We start from the raw sequence: 17,856 nt of genomic DNA, 5'->3' as shown, positions 1-17,856 counted from the left end.
GCCCCTTAGTGAGCGGATTCCGCGTGGCTCATGTCCATGCCTTCCATGCCTTCGTGTGCGTTGTGCTCACCTTCGGGTTGGGTCATGTCCATGCTCTTACCGTGAGCCATAAATTTGTTAATAACATCTTTAAACAAATCGGGTTTCACGTTGGAGAAGTATTCCACCTGGTTGTATTCGCTTGGCACAGCCACTTTCTCGAACGCAGCCATGTCGCTCATGGTGTTCGTGGACTGTTTAGCTTTAGCAACCCATTGGTCGAATTCGGCGCGGTCCTTTGTTGCGATAGCCTTGAACTTCATACCAGAGAAGCCTGGTCCGCTATAGCTTGCGGAGATACCATCATAAGTACCGACTTCGTTGGCGATCAGATGCAGTCGAGTCTGCATACCGGCCATGGCATAAATCTGGCTACCCAGACGCGGGATAAAGAAGGAGTTCATCACGGAGTTGGATGTCACTTTGAACTCAACCGGAGTATTCGCCGGGAAGGCGATTTCATTCACGGTAGCGATACCCTGTTCCGGATAGATGAAGAACCATTTCCAGTCCATGGAAACCACTTCGATGGTAATGGGCTTCTCGTCATGCGCCAGCGGTTTGCTTGGCTCAAGAGCGTGAGTGGTTTTCCAGGTCAGAACGGCAAGGAAAATGATGATTAAGATCGGCACCGTCCAGACCACAGCTTCCACTTTATTGGAGTGTGACCAGTTCGGGCTGTACTTCGCATCTTTATTGCTTGCACGATACTTCCAGGCAAAACCAACAGCCATCAAGATGGCAGGAATAACGACAATCAACATCAGGCCAAATGCCGTCAGTATCAGTGAACGTTGTTCCAGTCCAATCTGTCCTTTAGGGTCAAGCAGCGCAGAATTACAGCCACTGAGTAACGCAGTGCCTGCAATTAATGACAACCATCCCAAACTTTTATTGTATTTCCTGAGTCTCATTTAACGACCTCAATTCCACGGGACCGGGTGGCGTTTAAAGTGTGAGGGCATTTTACGGGAAGGTTACATTACTGTAAACATCCTTGGATCTGTGTTACTGGGTTCTGCCGTGCATGTCACATATGTTGCAATATATGTCGCTTTGACTTTAAGAACCTGTTGCAACATCACGTTATAACGAAAGCAGGCAGGTGGGGGGCAGGCTGAGGGCAATTGGTATAACCAATACGAAAATAAAACAATTGTTTAACAATTGATTATCAATAAAAAGACAAATTGGGAACAAAAAATAAATCTGTAGTGGCTGAATCGAGTAAGGAAAATAAAATATATAAAAGGCGTCAATAATTTCCAAATTCTTTGGCGCACAAAATAACAAATATTATTTTTATCAATTGTTGTTTATTTAGCCGTTATAATTACGCAAGGTGATTACAACGGCTTATTAATACGGTTTTTTACGCCAGACGGTTTTTGCGCAGAGCCAGATAATCCAGCAATCCACCAAAAATCACCCCGCAGACCGCGACCGCCACCGAGACTTCAAGCAGTTCCGGCAGGAAGGAGAAGTTGGTGTAATCCAGCGCGTTCATGGTTAACAGTAGCAGCCAAACCAGCAGCAAGCAGCAACCCACTACCAACGTCATTAATGCCAGACTGTACGCTCCACGAAATTCCGTACGCGGAATAAAGCTTTCATTTTGCCAGCTATGTTCCAGGGTCTGGCGACATACCAGCAGCAGTATGAGGCCGGGGATCGCGGCAAACACGGAGAACAGATAAAACGTCGGCCAGCCGTGTGCTTCGACAAACCAACCCGCTACCGGGCCAACATAAACGCGACCAACGGCTGAAAGCGCGGAGAGCAGGGCGAACTGGGTCGCTGAGAAGGACTTATTGCACAGCGTCATTAATAAAGCGACAAACGCCGCTGTGCCCATTCCGCCACACAGGTTTTCAAAGAAGACGGCGGCCGCCATACTGAACATGTGTTTGTCAGTGATGGACAATAGCCAGTAGCCTGCATTTGACGCCCCTTGCAGAATGCCAAATATCAGCAATGCGCGGAACAGCGAAAGGCGCTGCATCAGGATCCCGCCGTACAATGCACCAACGATGGTTGCCAGAAGCCCGAGCGTTTTATTCACCACACCAACCTCACCCGCATCAAATCCAACGCCGCGGATCAAAAAGGTGGTGGTCAGGCTCATGGCGAAGGCATCCCCGAGCTTATACAGCACAATAAGCAGCAGGATAAGCCAGGCGTTGTTACGACCAAAGAAGTCGCGCAGCGGAGCCGCAACCGCCTGTTCCAGCGTTTTAGGTACCGGAATGGTATCAGTCGGTTCAGGTGCTAACAGGGTGGCGATGATACAAGGAATCAACAGCGCTGCCATCAGCCAGTACATCCCTTGCCAGCCCAGCCAGCGATCGGCCATCCACAGGGCCAGTCCGCCTGAAACCAGCATCCCTAATCGATAGCCCAGCACGCTGATAGCCGCGCCGGTGCCGCGCTCTTCTGCGGGCAACACGTCGGTTTTCCAGGCATCAAAGACGATATCCTGCGAGGCCGAGCAAAAAGCGATCACTACTGCGAGTGCGGCCATCCAGCGTAACTGTGTGCCAGGCTCCAGAAAGCCCATCGCGGCGATAGAAATTAACAACAGCACCTGGGTCGCCAGCAGCCAGCCGCGACGTCGACCTAAAAACGGTGGCGTGTAACGGTCCATCAACGGGGACCAGAGAAACTTAAATACGTAGGCCTGACCTACCAGGGAAAAGAAACCGATGGTTTTAAGATCGATATTCTCGACCGTCATCCACGCCTGAAGCGTACCGGAGGTGAGTGCGAGCGGTAAACCGGAGGCGAACCCCAGAATAAGCAGGATAGCTGAGCGTGGTTGCTGAAAAATACGTAAGTAATGACTGGACATGGGCTTCTATAGGCCCGACGAACGCCGGGCCATATGGGCAGAAATTAACGAGCGTTCTGCTTGATGAAATCGTGAACGCTGGTGTCCTGAGACATATCAGCGATGGTGTCGGTCAGCACGCTGTTAACGGCGTCAGCGATATTTTTGTTAGAGGCCTGCAGTGCGCCTTCAACAGAATAGCTTGCGCGGTAGTTTTTGGTCATCTTGTTGCCGTTAGCAGCGGTCGCAATGATGGCGATATCTGCTTTGGTGGCAATGTTATAGCGCACGCTACCCTGAGACACGTCAGCGTACAGCTGGCTAACAATGATTTGCAGGTTTACAGCGCCGTTTGGTCCAATCATATAACCGCGTGCGGTCATCTGTTTTTCCAGTACTTCTTGCAGCAGGAAGCGCAGATCGCGGGACGCAGTCAGCGTAACCAGCTGGTTGTCGCGGGTGACTTTTGCCAGCGCTTGATCCTGACGCTGGTCGGCACCGTTGATGCTAACGGTCACGCCCATCAGGCTTGGGTCCTGCTGTGGCAGGGTAATTTTCGGGGAGACTTCAATAGTGGTCGGCGGCGTTGCGCATCCAGCTAACATGAACATCGCGACTAACGGGAAGAGGATTTTTTTAAACATGCCAGGGCTCTCAGCGAATCTAAATTGTATGGTTAGAGAAAATTCCCGCCATCATAACATCGCCAACGATGAGGGGAAGTGGGTAACGCATGTAAATTCATTGTGTTGTCCGTTTTATGACTTTGTGGAGACCATAAACGGACTTTTTGCAATAAAACGAAGTGAGGATTCAGTGAACTTCATCCGTTTGGCTGAGAAAATCAGACAAGCGCTAATTTTTTGTTGCTAAGGTGTAATGAAAACGGTAAAAGCGGCTAGTATTTAAAGGGATGGGTGACATCTCAGCGTTGTCGGAGGAAAATTTCATGATGATTCGTGAGCAAATAGAAGAAAAATTAAGGGCAGCGTTCGAACCCGTGTTCCTCGAAGTTGTGGATGAAAGCTATCGTCACAATGTCCCGGCTGGTTCTGAAAGCCACTTTAAGGTTGTGCTGGTTAGCGATCGCTTTACAGGTGAACGTTTTCTTAATCGTCATCGGATGATTTACAGCACGTTAACGGCGGAGCTTTCCACAACCGTTCACGCTCTTGCCCTGCATACCTACACCATTAAGGAGTGGGAAGCGTTGCAGGATACGATTTTTGCATCGCCTCCGTGTCGTGGGGCGGGAAGCATCGCGTAAAACGGATTTGCAACAACCGACGCTTTTCCAGTATGTTGCTACAGATTATGTGAAAACGGCCTGCGGGCCGTTTTGTTTTGTCTGAATTCTGGGGCAGTCGTACAGTATTCAGACAAAAATTAGCCGGGAATTGTGAAAAAAGCCGCAGCAACGCGCGATAACCGTTCTCGACTCATAAAAGTGATGCCGCTATAATGCGCGTCTTATTTTTCGGAATGTCTTCGGGATGATTCTGACGACAGGGAATGTGATTGCTTATGAGAACATCCCAGTTCCGCGAAGCCAACAACCTGTGCTTGCGGAGAAGAGTTGACCGAGCACTGTGATTTTTTGAGGTAACAAGATGCAAGTTTCAGTTGAAACCACTCAAGGCCTTGGCCGCCGTGTAACGATTACTATCGCTGCTGACAGCATCGAGACCGCTGTGAAAAGCGAGCTGGTCAACGTAGCGAAGAAAGTGCGTATTGACGGTTTCCGCAAAGGAAAAGTACCGATGAATGTTGTTGCTCAGCGTTATGGCGCATCTGTTCGCCAGGACGTTCTGGGCGACCTGATGAGCCGCAACTTCGTTGACGCGATCATCAAAGAAAAAATCAATCCGGCTGGCGCACCGAACTACGTTCCGGGCGAATACAAACTGGGTGAAGATTTTACTTACGCGGTAGAGTTCGAAGTTTACCCAGAAGTTGAGCTGACTGGTCTGGAAGCAATCGAAGTTGAAAAACCGGTTGTTGAAGTCACCGACGCTGACGTTGACGTGATGCTGGATACCCTGCGTAAGCAGCAGGCTACCTGGAAAGACAAAGACGGCGCTGCTGATGCAGAAGATCGTGTAACCATCGACTTCACCGGTTCTGTAGACGGCGAAGAGTTCGAAGGCGGCAAAGCGTCTGACTTCGTACTGGCGATGGGCCAGGGTCGTATGATCCCAGGCTTTGAAGAAGGCGTTAAAGGCCACAAAGCTGGCGAAGAGTTCACTATCGACGTGACTTTCCCGGAAGAGTACCACGCTGAAAACCTGAAAGGTAAAGCCGCTAAGTTCGTTATCAACCTGAAGAAAGTTGAAGAACGCGAACTGCCGGAACTGACTGAAGAATTCATCAAACGTTTCGGCGTTGAAGATGGTTCCGTAGCAGGTCTGCGCGCTGAAGTACGCAAAAACATGGAACGCGAGCTGAAAGGCGCTGTGCGTAACCGCGTTAAGTCTCAGGCGATCGAAGGTCTGGTAAAAGCTAACGACATCGACGTTCCGGCTGCGCTGATCGACAGCGAAATCGACGTTCTGCGTCGTCAGGCTGCACAGCGTTTCGGCGGCAACGAGAAACAAGCTCTGGAACTGCCGCGTGAACTGTTCGAAGAACAGGCTAAGCGTCGCGTAGTTGTTGGTCTGCTGCTGGGCGAAGTGATTCGCACCAACGAACTGAAAGCTGACGAAGATCGCGTTAAAGGCCTGATCGAAGAGATGGCTTCTGCTTACGAAGATCCGAAAGAAGTGGTTGAGTTCTACAGCAAAAATAAAGAGCTGATGGACAACATGCGTAACGTCGCTCTGGAAGAGCAGGCTGTTGAAGCCGTTCTGGCGAAAGCGAAAGTGACTGAAAAAGCCACTTCCTTCAACGAGCTGATGAACCAGCAGGCGTAATTCGTCGCTTTTTTAGCTCGAATTTCGTACGCAAGCCCGTCACCTTTTGGTGGCGGGTTTTTTTTTGTCACGCATTTTGCATGGGAAGAGTGCGAAAACAGCGTTTCAGTGTTAGCGTTACAACAAAAGATTGTTATGCTTGAATTATGGCGATGTCGTACCCATTACTGAGGGACTAGCTGATAATCCGTCCATAAGGTTACAATCAGCACAGCAGGTTTTTTCAAATTTTATCCAGGAGACGGAAATGTCATACAGCGGCGAACGAGATAACTTTGCACCCCATATGGCGCTGGTGCCGATGGTCATTGAACAGACCTCACGTGGTGAGCGCTCTTTTGATATCTATTCTCGTCTACTTAAGGAACGCGTCATTTTTCTGACCGGCCAGGTCGAAGACCATATGGCTAACCTGATCGTGGCGCAGATGCTGTTCCTGGAAGCAGAAAACCCAGAAAAAGATATCTACCTGTACATCAACTCCCCTGGTGGAGTGATCACTGCCGGGATGTCTATCTATGACACCATGCAGTTTATTAAGCCGGACGTCAGCACCATTTGTATGGGCCAGGCGGCCTCAATGGGGGCGTTCCTGCTGACCGCCGGGGCGAAAGGCAAACGTTTTTGCCTGCCTAACTCTCGCGTCATGATCCACCAGCCTCTGGGCGGTTACCAGGGCCAGGCAACGGATATTGAAATTCATGCCCGTGAAATCCTGAAGGTAAAAGGGCGCATGAACGAACTTATGGCGCATCATACGGGTCAATCTCTTGAGCAGATTGAACGTGATACCGAGCGCGATCGCTTCCTCTCCGCTTCTGAAGCGGTAGAGTACGGTCTGGTCGACTCGATTTTGACCCATCGTAATTAATGCCCAGTGCGCAGGTGTGCCGCTATAATTACCTGGAGCGGCACAACGCTGACTAGCGTCTTGCGCCTGAGAATGGCATTTGCGTCGTCGTGTGCGGCACAAAGAACAAAGAAGAGGTTTTGACCCATGACAGATAAACGCAAAGATGGCTCGGGCAAATTGTTGTACTGCTCTTTTTGCGGCAAAAGCCAGCATGAAGTGCGTAAGCTGATTGCCGGTCCATCCGTGTATATCTGCGACGAATGTGTTGATTTATGCAACGACATCATTCGCGAAGAGATTAAGGAAGTAGCACCGCACCGTGAACGCAGTGCGCTGCCGACGCCACATGAAATTCGCAACCACCTGGACGATTACGTTATCGGTCAGGAGCAGGCGAAGAAAGTGCTGGCGGTCGCGGTATACAACCATTACAAACGTCTGCGCAACGGCGACACCAGCAATGGTGTTGAGTTGGGCAAAAGTAACATCCTGCTGATTGGCCCGACGGGTTCCGGTAAAACGCTGCTGGCTGAAACGCTGGCGCGCCTGCTGGATGTGCCGTTCACTATGGCCGACGCCACCACGCTGACCGAAGCCGGTTATGTGGGTGAAGATGTTGAAAATATTATTCAGAAACTGTTGCAGAAGTGCGATTACGACGTGCAGAAAGCACAGCGTGGGATCGTCTATATCGATGAAATCGACAAGATTTCTCGTAAGTCTGATAACCCGTCCATTACCCGTGACGTTTCTGGCGAAGGCGTACAGCAGGCGCTGTTGAAACTGATCGAAGGTACGGTTGCTGCCGTTCCGCCGCAGGGTGGTCGTAAACATCCTCAGCAGGAATTCCTGCAGGTTGATACCTCCAAGATCCTGTTTATCTGCGGTGGTGCCTTTGCCGGTCTGGATAAAGTGATTGCTAACCGTGTTGAAACTGGCTCCGGCATTGGTTTTGGCGCAACGGTAAAAGCACAGTCTGATAAAGCCAGCGAAGGTGAACTGCTGTCGCAGGTCGAACCGGAAGATCTGATCAAATTTGGTCTGATCCCTGAGTTCATCGGTCGTCTGCCGGTTGTGGCAACCCTGAGCGAACTGAGTGAAGAAGCGCTGATTCAGATCCTCAAAGAGCCGAAAAATGCCCTGACCAAGCAGTATCAGGCGTTGTTCAATCTTGAAGGTGTTGATCTGGAGTTCCGTGAGGAAGCGCTGGATGCGATTGCCAAGAAAGCGATGGCGCGTAAAACCGGTGCCCGTGGTCTGCGTTCTATCGTCGAAGCCGCGCTGCTCGACACCATGTACGATCTGCCTTCGATGGAAGACGTCGAAAAAGTGGTGATCGACGAGTCGGTGATTGGCGGCCAGAGCAAGCCATTGCTGATTTACGGTAAGCCGGAAGCACAACAGGCATCTGGCGAATAATTCATCAATTCATACAGACATTTAATTAAAAAGGGGGGATTTTATCTCCCCTTTTATTTTTCCGTAAACATGGCGTTGAATGTGTGGGAAACATCCCCATATACTGACATACATGTTAAAGGTGGTGTGAAGCACAGTCGTACCACCTGATTACCTGGCGGAAACTAAACTAAGAGAGAGCTCTATGAATCCTGAGCGTTCTGAACGCATTGAAATCCCCGTATTGCCGTTGCGCGATGTGGTGGTTTATCCGCACATGGTCATACCCTTATTTGTAGGGCGGGAAAAATCTATCCGTTGTCTGGAAGCGGCTATGGACCATGATAAAAAAATCATGCTGGTCGCACAGAAAGAAGCGTCAACGGATGAGCCGGGTGTAAACGATCTTTTCACCGTCGGGACCGTGGCCTCTATTTTGCAGATGCTGAAACTGCCTGACGGCACCGTAAAAGTGCTGGTCGAGGGGTTACAGCGTGCGCGTATTTCAGCGCTGTCTGACAACGGCGAGCATTTCTCTGCGAAAGCAGAGTACCTTGACTCGCCTGCTATTGATGAGCGCGAACAGGAAGTGCTGGTGCGTACTGCTATCAGCCAGTTTGAAGGCTACATCAAGCTGAACAAGAAAATCCCACCAGAAGTGCTGACGTCGCTGAACAGCATCGACGATCCTGCACGTCTGGCGGACACCATCGCAGCGCACATGCCGCTGAAGCTGGCTGACAAACAGTCCGTGCTGGAGATGTCCGACGTTAACGAACGTCTGGAATATCTGATGGCGATGATGGAGTCTGAAATCGATCTGCTGCAGGTTGAGAAACGCATTCGCAACCGCGTGAAAAAGCAGATGGAAAAATCCCAGCGTGAGTACTATCTGAACGAGCAGATGAAAGCTATTCAGAAAGAACTCGGCGAGATGGACGATGCGCCGGACGAAAACGAAGCGCTGAAGCGTAAGATCGACGCGGCGAAAATGCCGAAAGAGGCAAAAGAGAAAGCAGAAGCGGAACTGCAGAAGCTGAAAATGATGTCTCCGATGTCGGCGGAAGCGACCGTAGTGCGTGGCTACATCGACTGGATGGTTCAGGTACCGTGGAATGCGCGTAGCAAGGTCAAAAAAGACCTGCGTCAGGCGCAGGAAATCCTCGATACCGACCATTACGGTCTGGAACGCGTCAAAGATCGTATCCTTGAGTATCTCGCGGTCCAAAGCCGTGTGAACAAAATCAAGGGGCCGATCCTGTGTCTGGTTGGGCCGCCGGGGGTAGGTAAAACTTCTCTGGGGCAGTCCATCGCCAAGGCGACCGGGCGTAAATACATCCGTATGGCGCTGGGCGGCGTGCGTGATGAGGCTGAAATTCGCGGTCACCGCCGGACCTATATCGGTTCTATGCCGGGTAAACTGATCCAGAAAATGGCTAAAGTGGGCGTTAAAAACCCGCTGTTCCTGCTTGATGAGATCGACAAAATGTCTTCCGACATGCGTGGCGATCCGGCTTCCGCACTGCTTGAGGTGCTGGATCCAGAGCAGAACGTGGCGTTCAGCGATCACTACCTGGAAGTGGACTACGATCTCAGCGACGTGATGTTCGTTGCGACCTCTAACTCCATGAATATTCCGGCGCCGTTGCTGGATCGTATGGAAGTGATCCGTCTGTCCGGTTATACCGAAGACGAGAAGCTGAATATTGCAAAACGTCACCTGTTGCCGAAACAGATTGAGCGTAACGCGCTGAAAAAAGGTGAGCTGACGGTCGACGATAGCGCCATTGTAGGCATTATTCGTTACTACACCCGTGAAGCGGGCGTGCGTAGTCTGGAGCGCGAAATCTCCAAACTGTGCCGCAAAGCGGTGAAACAGCTGCTGCTTGATAAGTCACTGAAACATATTGAGATCAACGGTGATAACCTGCACGACTATCTGGGCGTACAGCGCTTTGATTATGGCCGTGCGGACAACGAAAACCGCGTTGGTCAGGTAACCGGCCTGGCGTGGACGGAAGTGGGCGGCGATCTGCTGACCATCGAAACCGCCTGCGTACCGGGTAAAGGTAAGCTGACCTACACCGGTTCTCTGGGTGAAGTCATGCAGGAATCCATTCAGGCTGCACTGACCGTTGTGCGTGCGCGTGCGGAAAAACTGGGTATTAATCCGGATTTTTACGAAAAATGCGACATTCACGTTCACGTACCTGAAGGAGCGACGCCGAAAGATGGCCCAAGTGCGGGTATTGCGATGTGTACCGCGCTGGTTTCTTGTCTTACCGGTAACCCGGTTCGCGCCGACGTGGCGATGACCGGCGAGATCACCCTGCGTGGTCAGGTTCTGCCAATCGGTGGTTTGAAAGAAAAACTGCTGGCGGCACACCGTGGCGGTATTAAAACGGTCTTAATTCCTGATGAGAACAAACGTGACCTGGAAGAGATTCCGGATAACGTAATTGCCGATCTGGACATCCATCCGGTGAAACGCATTGAGGAAGTTCTGGCTCTTGCGTTGCAAAATGAACCCTCTGGAATGCAGGTTGTGACGGCAAAATAGTGACCTCGCGCAAAGAGCATTAATAAAAACAGGGCTGGCAGGCCATTTCGGGCTTGCCAGCCTTTTTTTGTATAGCTAATTTAGATGACGGATTAGGCTTGCCATCATTAACGGGTGTTGTAAGGGCATGGCAGGCCTGATATAACTGCTGCGCGGTCGCACTTTGAAGGATTCAGGTGCGATATAAATTATAAAGAGGAAGAGAAGAGTGAATAAATCTCAACTGATCGACAAAATTGCTGCAGGGGCTGATATCTCTAAAGCTGCGGCTGGACGTGCGTTAGATGCAATTATTGCTTCTGTTACCGAATCTCTGAAAGAAGGTGATGACGTAGCGCTGGTAGGTTTTGGTACTTTTGCCGTTAAAGAGCGTGCTGCCCGTACTGGTCGCAACCCGCAAACAGGTAAAGAGATCACCATTGCCGCGGCTAAAGTACCGGGCTTCCGTGCAGGTAAAGCACTGAAAGACGCGGTAAACTAAGTGATTTCCCCTTTGGGGATGTGACGAAGTACAAGGGCGCATCGACTGATGTGCCTTTTTTATTTGTAATTCCGGTACTTTCTACGTGTTGTGGGCTGACAATTACCCCTGTTTCTTGTCACAATAGGCCTTTGTGCGCAGCGTTCAGGAAACGCTATGCTGCGTGAAGCATATATACTCATAATCCTTGCCGCCGTTGTTGTGTCAACGCGCAGGCGGCTTTAGAGATAACGCGTATAGTCATCTACAGCGGAGTGTGGTTACACCATGATGGACAGCTTACGCACGGCTGCTAACAGTCTCGTGCTCAAGATTATTTTCGGTATCATTATCGTGTCGTTCATTTTGACCGGCGTGAGTGGTTACCTGATTGGCGGGGGCAATAACTTCGCCGCCAAAGTGAATGGCCAGGAGATCAGCCGCGGGCAGTTCGAGAATGCGTTCAACAGCGAACGTAACCGCATGCAGCAACAGCTGGGCGATCAATACTCCGAGCTGGCCGCGAACGAAGGTTACATGAAAACGCTGCGTCAGCAGGTGCTGAATCGTCTTATTGACGAAGCGCTGCTGGATCAGTATTCCCGCGAGCTTAAGCTCAACATCAGCGACGATCAGATTAAACAGGCTATTTTTGCCACGCCTGCTTTCCAGGTCGACGGTAAATTTGATAACAACCGCTATAACGCAATTGTTAATCAGATGGGCATGACCGCAGATCAGTACGCTCAGGCATTACGTAATCAGCTTACTACCCAGCAGCTGATTAATGGCGTTGCCGGTACAGACTTTATGCTGAAAGGCGAAACGGACGAACTGGCGGCGCTGGTCGCACAGCAGCGGATCGTGCGCGAGGCGACGATTGACGTTAACGCACTGGCCGCGAAGCAGTCTGTTACCGAGCAGGAAGTTGCCAGCTACTACGAGCAGAATAAAAACAACTTTATGACGCCGGAACAGTTCCGTGTGAGCTACATCAAGCTGGATGCTGCTGCTATGCAGGAGACGGCCAGCGATGCTGATATTCAGTCTTACTATGACCAGCATCAGGATCAGTTCACTCAGCCGCAGCGTAACCGCTATAGCATCATTCAGACCAAAACTGAAGATGAAGCCAAAGCGGTACTGGACGAGCTGAATAAAGGCGGTGATTTTGCTGCGCTGGCGAAAGAAAAATCTGCCGATATCATCTCTGCCCGTAAAGGCGGCGATATGGGATGGCTGGAAGATTCCACCACCCCGGATGAGCTGAAAAATGCCGGTCTGAAAGAAAAAGGCCAACTGTCTGGCGTAATTAAGTCTTCCGTTGGTTTCCTCGTTGCGCGTCTTGACGACGTACAGCCTGCACAGGTTAAACCGCTGAGCGAAGCCCGTGACGACATTGCGGCAAAAGTGAAGCAGGAAAAAGCGCTGGATGCCTACTATGCGCTGCAACAGAAAGTCAGCGATGCGGCCAGCAACGATAACGAATCTCTGGCGGGTGCAGAGCAGGCAGCAGGTATGAAAGCGGTTGAAACGGGCTGGTTCAGCCGTGATAGCCTGCCGGAAGAACTGAATTTCAAACCAGTCGCTGACATCATTTTCAATGGTGGTCTGGTAGGCGAGAACGGTACACCTGGCAGTAACTCCGATATCATCACCGTAGATGGCGATCGCGCGTTCGTGCTGCGTATTGCAGAGCACAAAGCCGAAGCCGTGAAGCCACTGGCTGAAGTGAAAGAGCAGGTAACTGCGCTCGTTAAGCACAATAAAGCAGAGCAGCAGGCGAAGCTTGATGCCGATAAACTGCTGGCGGATCTGAAAGCCGGTAAAGGCGATGAAGCGATGAAAGCTGCGGGTCTGAGCTTTGGCGAGGCAAAAACGCTGAGCCGTACGGGTCAGGATCCGTTGAGCCAGGCTGCCTTTGGTCTGAGCCTGCCGGCGAAAGACAAGCCGAGCTACGGCGTAGCGAACGACATGCAGGGTAACGTTGTTCTGTTGGCGCTGGACGAGGTGAAAGCCGGTTCTATGCCTGAAGCGCAGAAGAAAGCGATGGTTCAGGGGATCACTCAGAACAACGCGCAGATTGTCTTCGAAGCGCTGATGAGCAACCTGCGTAAAGCCGCAAAAATTAAAATCGGTGATGCGCTGGAACAGCAGCAATAACCGAGGCAGTTCGCAAAAAATTGCAAAAAGTTGTATCTACCAAAGGCCGCTTTCGCGGCCTTTTCCATTTCTGATATTTGCCATTTGTCTGCCGTTCTGCACCTCGCTATCGTGATTCCACTGTTAACAAACAAGGAGAAAACAGTATGAAACATGGAATCAAAGCCCTGCTTATCACTCTTTCATTGACCTGCGCCGGTATGGCCCAAACTGCATTGGCGGCTGAGCCTGTCGCCAAAAGCCAGGCGACACAAACCAAAGCGGAAAACTCAGGGGCGGCACAAAGCAAAGCCACACTGCCCGCTAAAGCAAGCGACGATGAAGGCACCAGGGTAAGCATCAACAGCGCTTCTGCGGAGGATTTAGCGCGAGTCATGAATGGCGTAGGTCTGAAGAAAGCGCAAGCGATTGTGAGCTATCGTGAGGAGTACGGACCGTTTAAAACGGTGGAGGATTTAAAGCAGGTACCGGGTATGGGCAGTTCGCTGGTGGAGCGTAATTTGGCAGTTTTAACACTTTAATAACTTGCACAGCGCTGAAAATTTGCCAGACTAGAGAGGTCATACCAGTTATGGCCTCACTACCCTGAATATATTCCTATAAAAACGTAAGGTTCCTGCGCTATGCAAACACAAATCAAAGTCCGTGGTTTTCATCTTGATGTCTATCAGCACGTCAACAACGCCCGCTATCTCGAGTTTTTGGAAGAAGCTCGCTGGGATGGTCTGGAAAACAGCGACAGCTTTCAATGGATGACTGCACACAACATCGCTTTTGTGGTCGTGAATATAAATATTAACTACCGTCGCCCAGCGGTGCTAAGCGACCTGCTGACCATCACTAGTCAGGTGCAACAGCTAAATGGCAAAAGCGGGGTGTTAAACCAGACAATTACCCTGGAACCGGAAGGGCAGGTAGTGGCCGACGCGTTGATTACCTTCGTCTGTATTGATTTGAAAACGCAAAAAGCGCTGCCGCTGGAAGGGGAGTTACGCGAAAAACTGGAGCAGATGGTGCAGTAGCTCAACGTTGCCTGATGGCGCTTCGCTTATCAGGCCTACGGGCGATATTGTGTACGATGAATGCTGTCGGTAGGCCGGATAAGGCGTTTACGCCGCCATCCGGCACTATTCACTCAATTATTTCAGGCCGGTTTTCTGCTTCATTGCCGCCATCACTGCCGGTTTATCCGCCAGATAATGGTTCAGGCCGTTGGCACGCAGATTACACGCCGCACAGTGACCGCAACCGTCACCTTTGATGCCGTTATAGCAGGTTAGTGTTTCTTCGCGTACCAGGTCCAGCTTGCCCCAGTAATCAGCCAGCGCCCAGGTTTCGGCTTTATCGATCCACATCAGTGGGGTTTCAAAGCGAATATCTTTCGCCATCCCCAGGCTTACGGCATGGTTCAGGGCTTTGACGAACTCATCGCGACAGTCCGGGTATCCAGAGAAATCCGTTTCACAAACGCCGGTAATGACTGCCTCTGCCTGCACCTGGTACGCGTAAATTGCTGCCAGCGTTAAGAACAGAATATTGCGTCCTGGCACAAAGGTATTGGGAATGCCGTTCGCATCCGGTTCGTAATCGGGTACCGGAATATTATCGCGGGTCAGGCTGCTGACAGCCAGTTCACTGAGCAGCGTGACATCAAGCACTTTGTGCGCGCGTGCGCCAAGTTTTAAGGCCAGGTCACGTGCGACATCAATCTCAGCGCGATGGCGCTGACCATAATCAAAGGTCACGCAGTGCACTTCATCATACTGATGCAGCGCTTGCGCCAGACAAGTCGTGGAGTCCTGACCTCCACTGAATACAACAACGGCACGTTTCATGGCTTTTCCTGACAAAATAACGAAGCCCTTATGGTAGCGCCTGGGCGTGTCGCCGACCAGCTTCTTCACGCTGAAGGAGGTGGCAGCCAGGCTTCGGTAAACTCAAACCAGCCACGAGGATTCAGGCGTACGCCGTTCACCCCTGGTGGCGCGCTGATGCGATAGTGATAATTGAACAGAGGCGTCAGGGTAGCGTCATGCATTAGCGTGGCGAAAACTTGTTGTAAAGCCGCGTGGCGATCGTCCTCATCGGCCTGGATTTGTAGGGCATCCAGGGTCGTTTGCAAATGTGTGTATGCTGGTGCATTCAATACATGTGACCAGAGCTGATCGCAGCGCAACCACTGTTCGAGAGTATATTCAGGTGCTTCACCAATCAGCCTGTCGCCCATCATCAGGTCGGCCTGGGCTAGGGGATGATTGCCATCCCAGTTTTTAGCATTATGAAAAATAAGCGTTAATTCACAGCCGAGCAGAGCCAACGCATGGCAAAGCTGTTCAGCCATAGCGTGAAGTTCTACCGGTAGATGATAAGCCAGCGTCAGCTTTTCCGGTAATGCTACCTCGTCGAGTTCATCCCATTGCGGGATACTCCATCCGGGCAGCAGTGCATTGCTTGGCGTGATCAGATTTTCATCCACTTCAAGCGTTTGTAGCAGGGAAGAACGGTGGATAATATCGACCAGTCGACGAGCCTGCTGCGTATTCAGGCGCGCGCTTTTTCTTAGCGTGAGATAGCAAAAACCAAGGCTGATCCCGCTGCTTACCTGGCTTAGCATAGGTAACTCTTCGGGTTTACCAATCGCAATTTGCACCGGATGGCGGCAGCTGGTGCCCAAATCCTGGGAGAAGAGCTGCGGGGTTATCCAGTATTCAATGGCTTTTAGCAGCGGATGACTCAGATGGTAGTGATCGTGACTCTCGATACGCACCAGCTCAGGAGTAAACAGTGTCAACCGGAACGGGCCGGTACCCACAAACGGGTGCTCAGGATGCGCCAGGTGACTGCTGTAGCTCGCCAGACGGTGCGCCAGCCAGAAGTCGGGACGATGCAGAATAAAGGTCAGACACTGGGGATGCGTCACTTCAATGCGCTTTACGCTGATAAACAGCTTATTCAGCGCAGGTAATTCTAACAGCTTCAGCAACTGTTGATGTAGTTGCGTGCTGCTTACCGTATCGCCGTTATGCCAATGCAGGGTGGAACGAATATAGAAATCCCAGCGCAGGCCGTCAGCGGAGATATTCCAGTGGTGGGCTAAGTCTCCACAGGGACGTTGCGTAGTGCTGTCAAATCGGGTCAGGCCAGAGAAAACTTGTCCAGCAAGGTGTTGCTCCGCGCGGCCGGGGAGAAATCCAGGGTGCAAAGGGTCAAGCGGGCGGTAATAGGGGATACGCAGGGTTGGCGTGTCGTTTTGCCATTGGCCGCCCATAAACGGTTGTAGCAACGTTCTTAATTCTCCCGGTGCTAACTGAGCTAGTTCCAGCACGCTAAGCTGTTCTCCCTTTTGCAGCGCCTGTTCCATCATGGTGTTGCGCAGGGAATCCGGCGTCACCAAAAAGCGTAATTGCCCGCGTTTCCCACGCCCAGACTGGGCGTGCCACTCCAGCCAGCCAGCATCCTGCGCTTGCTTCAGCAGGGTTCGCACGTGGCGCTCACTGCAAAAACAGCGTTCGGCCAGTTCCCCGACGGTCACCGACTGCGGTTCGCCGTTCGAAGGCTGCCACAGGCGTTGGTATTGGTTCAGGCGATTCAACAATCTCATATACACTTCATCCTTCAAGCTGCCTCTTTGTTGGCTGCGTTTATTCACCCCAGTCACATACTGAAATGTATGCTCCTGGGCGTTCATTCACTTGCCGCCTTGATGCAACTTGAATGATTTTCTGTAATAAACCCGGAACAATTCATTTTATCTATTCACTATTACTTCCGTATATCTCAGGTGATACTGAATCACAAGTTAACCGCGTCACAGTGTGGAGAAAGAAATGGCTCGTCTGGCTGCATTTGATATGGATGGCACCCTGTTGATGCCGAATCACCATTTAGGTGACGAAACGCTTTCAACGCTGGCGCGCTTGCGTGAACGCGATATCACTCTGACATTTGCCACTGGCCGCCATGTGCTGGAAATGCGCCACATTTTGGGTTCTATCTCACTGGACGCCTTTTTGATCACCGGTAACGGCACGCGCATTCACTCTCTTGAGGGCGATGTGTTGCACCGTCAGGATCTGGATCCGAATGTTGCAGATATCGTGTTACATCAGAAATGGGATACCACCGCCAGCATGCATGTCTTTAATGACAACGGTTGGTTTACCGGACAAGAGATCCCCTCGCTGCTACAGGCGCATGTGTATAGCGGATTTCGCTACCAGATCGTCGATGTGAAACGTATTCCGGCTCATCAGGTAACGAAGATCTGTTTCTGCGGCGATCATGAGTCTCTGATCCAGTTGCGCATTCAACTGAATGAAGCGCTGGGAGAACAGGCGAATCTCTGTTTCTCCGCGGTTGATTGCCTTGAGGTACTACCGCTGGGCTGTAACAAAGGATCCGCGCTGGCGGTATTGAGTGACCACTTAGGATATTCAATGTCCGAGTGTATGGCGTTTGGCGATGCTATGAACGATCGCGAAATGTTAGGCAGCGTTGGGCGCGGCCTGATTATGGGTAACGCAATGCCGCAACTGATGGCTGAACTGCCTCATTTATCGGTGATTGGACATTGCCGTAATCAGGCGGTGTCACACTTTTTGACGCATTGGCTGGACAATCCGCATCTACCTTATTCCCCCGAATGAG

The 17,856-nt window shown here is 51.2% G+C and carries 15 protein-coding genes; 10 read left to right on the top strand and 5 right to left on the bottom strand.

Translation table 11 applies throughout. The annotated features are described in order from the left end of the window. Nucleotides 1-5: 5 nt before the first annotated feature. The 3 genes from cyoA to GFB57_RS21885 form a co-directional block, all read right to left on the bottom strand. Complete coding sequence (gene cyoA / locus GFB57_RS21895; protein ID WP_003021613.1) at nt 6-953, bottom strand: cytochrome o ubiquinol oxidase subunit II; 948 nt, start codon at nt 951-953, stop codon at nt 6-8. A 458-nt stretch (nt 954-1,411) separates the two neighbouring features. Further along, nucleotides 1,412-2,887 carry a muropeptide MFS transporter AmpG gene (gene ampG / locus GFB57_RS21890; protein ID WP_003021615.1) on the bottom strand — a complete coding sequence of 492 codons (1,476 nt, stop codon included), beginning with the start codon at nt 2,885-2,887 and terminating at the stop codon, nt 1,412-1,414. Nucleotides 2,888-2,931: 44 nt separating this feature from the next. Continuing rightward, nucleotides 2,932-3,510, bottom strand: coding sequence for a lipoprotein (locus tag GFB57_RS21885; protein ID WP_003021617.1), 579 nt, complete (start codon nt 3,508-3,510; stop codon nt 2,932-2,934). Between the two features lie 305 nt (nt 3,511-3,815). Between GFB57_RS21885 and bolA the strand changes: the two genes are divergently transcribed. The 9 genes from bolA (at nt 3,816) to fadM (ending at nt 14,231) form a co-directional block, all read left to right on the top strand. Further along, nucleotides 3,816-4,133, top strand: coding sequence for a transcriptional regulator BolA (gene bolA / locus GFB57_RS21880; protein WP_003021619.1), 318 nt, complete (start codon nt 3,816-3,818; stop codon nt 4,131-4,133). 343 nt (nt 4,134-4,476) lie between these two features. Continuing rightward, nucleotides 4,477-5,775 (top strand): trigger factor, encoded by a 1,299-nt coding sequence (gene tig, locus GFB57_RS21875; protein ID WP_003021622.1) that lies wholly within the window; start codon nt 4,477-4,479, stop codon nt 5,773-5,775. A gap of 247 nt (nt 5,776-6,022) precedes the next feature. Then, nucleotides 6,023-6,646 carry an ATP-dependent Clp endopeptidase proteolytic subunit ClpP gene (gene clpP, locus GFB57_RS21870; RefSeq protein WP_003021624.1) on the top strand — a complete coding sequence of 208 codons (624 nt, stop codon included), beginning with the start codon at nt 6,023-6,025 and terminating at the stop codon, nt 6,644-6,646. Nucleotides 6,647-6,772: 126 nt separating this feature from the next. After that, nucleotides 6,773-8,047 (top strand): ATP-dependent protease ATP-binding subunit ClpX, encoded by a 1,275-nt coding sequence (gene clpX, locus GFB57_RS21865; protein WP_003831013.1) that lies wholly within the window; start codon nt 6,773-6,775, stop codon nt 8,045-8,047. Between the two features lie 184 nt (nt 8,048-8,231). Beyond that, nucleotides 8,232-10,586, top strand: a complete 2,355-nt coding sequence (gene lon / locus GFB57_RS21860; RefSeq protein ID WP_290366910.1) for an endopeptidase La — start codon at nt 8,232-8,234, stop codon at nt 10,584-10,586. 190 nt (nt 10,587-10,776) lie between these two features. Next, nucleotides 10,777-11,067: a nucleoid-associated protein HU-beta gene (hupB, locus tag GFB57_RS21855; protein ID WP_219352570.1), complete on the top strand. Its 291-nt coding sequence runs from the start codon at nt 10,777-10,779 to the stop codon at nt 11,065-11,067. A 267-nt stretch (nt 11,068-11,334) separates the two neighbouring features. Next, nucleotides 11,335-13,209 (top strand): peptidylprolyl isomerase, encoded by a 1,875-nt coding sequence (gene ppiD, locus GFB57_RS21850; RefSeq protein WP_003021631.1) that lies wholly within the window; start codon nt 11,335-11,337, stop codon nt 13,207-13,209. A 146-nt stretch (nt 13,210-13,355) separates the two neighbouring features. Further along, complete coding sequence (locus GFB57_RS21845; RefSeq protein WP_003021633.1) at nt 13,356-13,730, top strand: helix-hairpin-helix domain-containing protein; 375 nt, start codon at nt 13,356-13,358, stop codon at nt 13,728-13,730. 102 nt (nt 13,731-13,832) lie between these two features. After that, nucleotides 13,833-14,231: a long-chain acyl-CoA thioesterase FadM gene (gene fadM / locus GFB57_RS21840; RefSeq protein ID WP_003021636.1), complete on the top strand. Its 399-nt coding sequence runs from the start codon at nt 13,833-13,835 to the stop codon at nt 14,229-14,231. A 117-nt stretch (nt 14,232-14,348) separates the two neighbouring features. Here the strand turns inward: fadM and queC are convergent, their stop codons facing one another. Together queC and GFB57_RS21830 are read right to left on the bottom strand one after the other, a co-directional pair. Next, a complete protein-coding gene (gene queC / locus GFB57_RS21835) occupies nt 14,349-15,044 on the bottom strand; it encodes a 7-cyano-7-deazaguanine synthase QueC (protein WP_003021638.1) in 696 nt (231 codons plus the stop codon). 65 nt (nt 15,045-15,109) lie between these two features. After that, a complete protein-coding gene (locus tag GFB57_RS21830) occupies nt 15,110-16,810 on the bottom strand; it encodes an SgrR family transcriptional regulator (RefSeq protein WP_003021640.1) in 1,701 nt (566 codons plus the stop codon). A gap of 226 nt (nt 16,811-17,036) precedes the next feature. Here GFB57_RS21830 and cof point away from each other — a divergent pair, with 226 nt between their 5' ends. Further along, a complete protein-coding gene (cof, locus tag GFB57_RS21825) occupies nt 17,037-17,855 on the top strand; it encodes an HMP-PP phosphatase (protein WP_003021643.1) in 819 nt (272 codons plus the stop codon). The last annotated feature ends 1 nt before the right edge of the window (nt 17,856 follow it).

Source organism: Citrobacter sp. S39 (genome assembly GCF_009495675.1).
In the GTDB taxonomy this organism is placed as follows: domain Bacteria; phylum Pseudomonadota; class Gammaproteobacteria; order Enterobacterales; family Enterobacteriaceae; genus Citrobacter; species Citrobacter freundii.
The sequence above is the reverse complement of the archived record's forward strand: the minus strand, read 5'-3'. Positions and strand labels throughout refer to the sequence as shown.

Bases quoted from the DNA above. Each gene is read 5' to 3' on its own strand.
- cyoA (WP_003021613.1), bottom strand. From the start codon at position 953: ATGAGACTCAGGAAATACAATAAAAGTTTGGGATGGTTGTCATTAATT.
- ampG (WP_003021615.1), bottom strand. From the start codon at position 2,887: ATGTCCAGTCATTACTTACGTATTTTTCAGCAACCACGCTCAGCTATC.
- GFB57_RS21885 (WP_003021617.1), bottom strand. From the start codon at position 3,510: ATGTTTAAAAAAATCCTCTTCCCGTTAGTCGCGATGTTCATGTTAGCT.
- bolA (WP_003021619.1), top strand. From the start codon at position 3,816: ATGATGATTCGTGAGCAAATAGAAGAAAAATTAAGGGCAGCGTTCGAA.
- tig (WP_003021622.1), top strand. From the start codon at position 4,477: ATGCAAGTTTCAGTTGAAACCACTCAAGGCCTTGGCCGCCGTGTAACG.
- clpP (WP_003021624.1), top strand. From the start codon at position 6,023: ATGTCATACAGCGGCGAACGAGATAACTTTGCACCCCATATGGCGCTG.
- clpX (WP_003831013.1), top strand. From the start codon at position 6,773: ATGACAGATAAACGCAAAGATGGCTCGGGCAAATTGTTGTACTGCTCT.
- lon (WP_290366910.1), top strand. From the start codon at position 8,232: ATGAATCCTGAGCGTTCTGAACGCATTGAAATCCCCGTATTGCCGTTG.
- ppiD (WP_003021631.1), top strand. From the start codon at position 11,335: ATGATGGACAGCTTACGCACGGCTGCTAACAGTCTCGTGCTCAAGATT.
- GFB57_RS21845 (WP_003021633.1), top strand. From the start codon at position 13,356: ATGAAACATGGAATCAAAGCCCTGCTTATCACTCTTTCATTGACCTGC.
- fadM (WP_003021636.1), top strand. From the start codon at position 13,833: ATGCAAACACAAATCAAAGTCCGTGGTTTTCATCTTGATGTCTATCAG.
- queC (WP_003021638.1), bottom strand. From the start codon at position 15,044: ATGAAACGTGCCGTTGTTGTATTCAGTGGAGGTCAGGACTCCACGACT.
- GFB57_RS21830 (WP_003021640.1), bottom strand. From the start codon at position 16,810: ATGAGATTGTTGAATCGCCTGAACCAATACCAACGCCTGTGGCAGCCT.
- cof (WP_003021643.1), top strand. From the start codon at position 17,037: ATGGCTCGTCTGGCTGCATTTGATATGGATGGCACCCTGTTGATGCCG.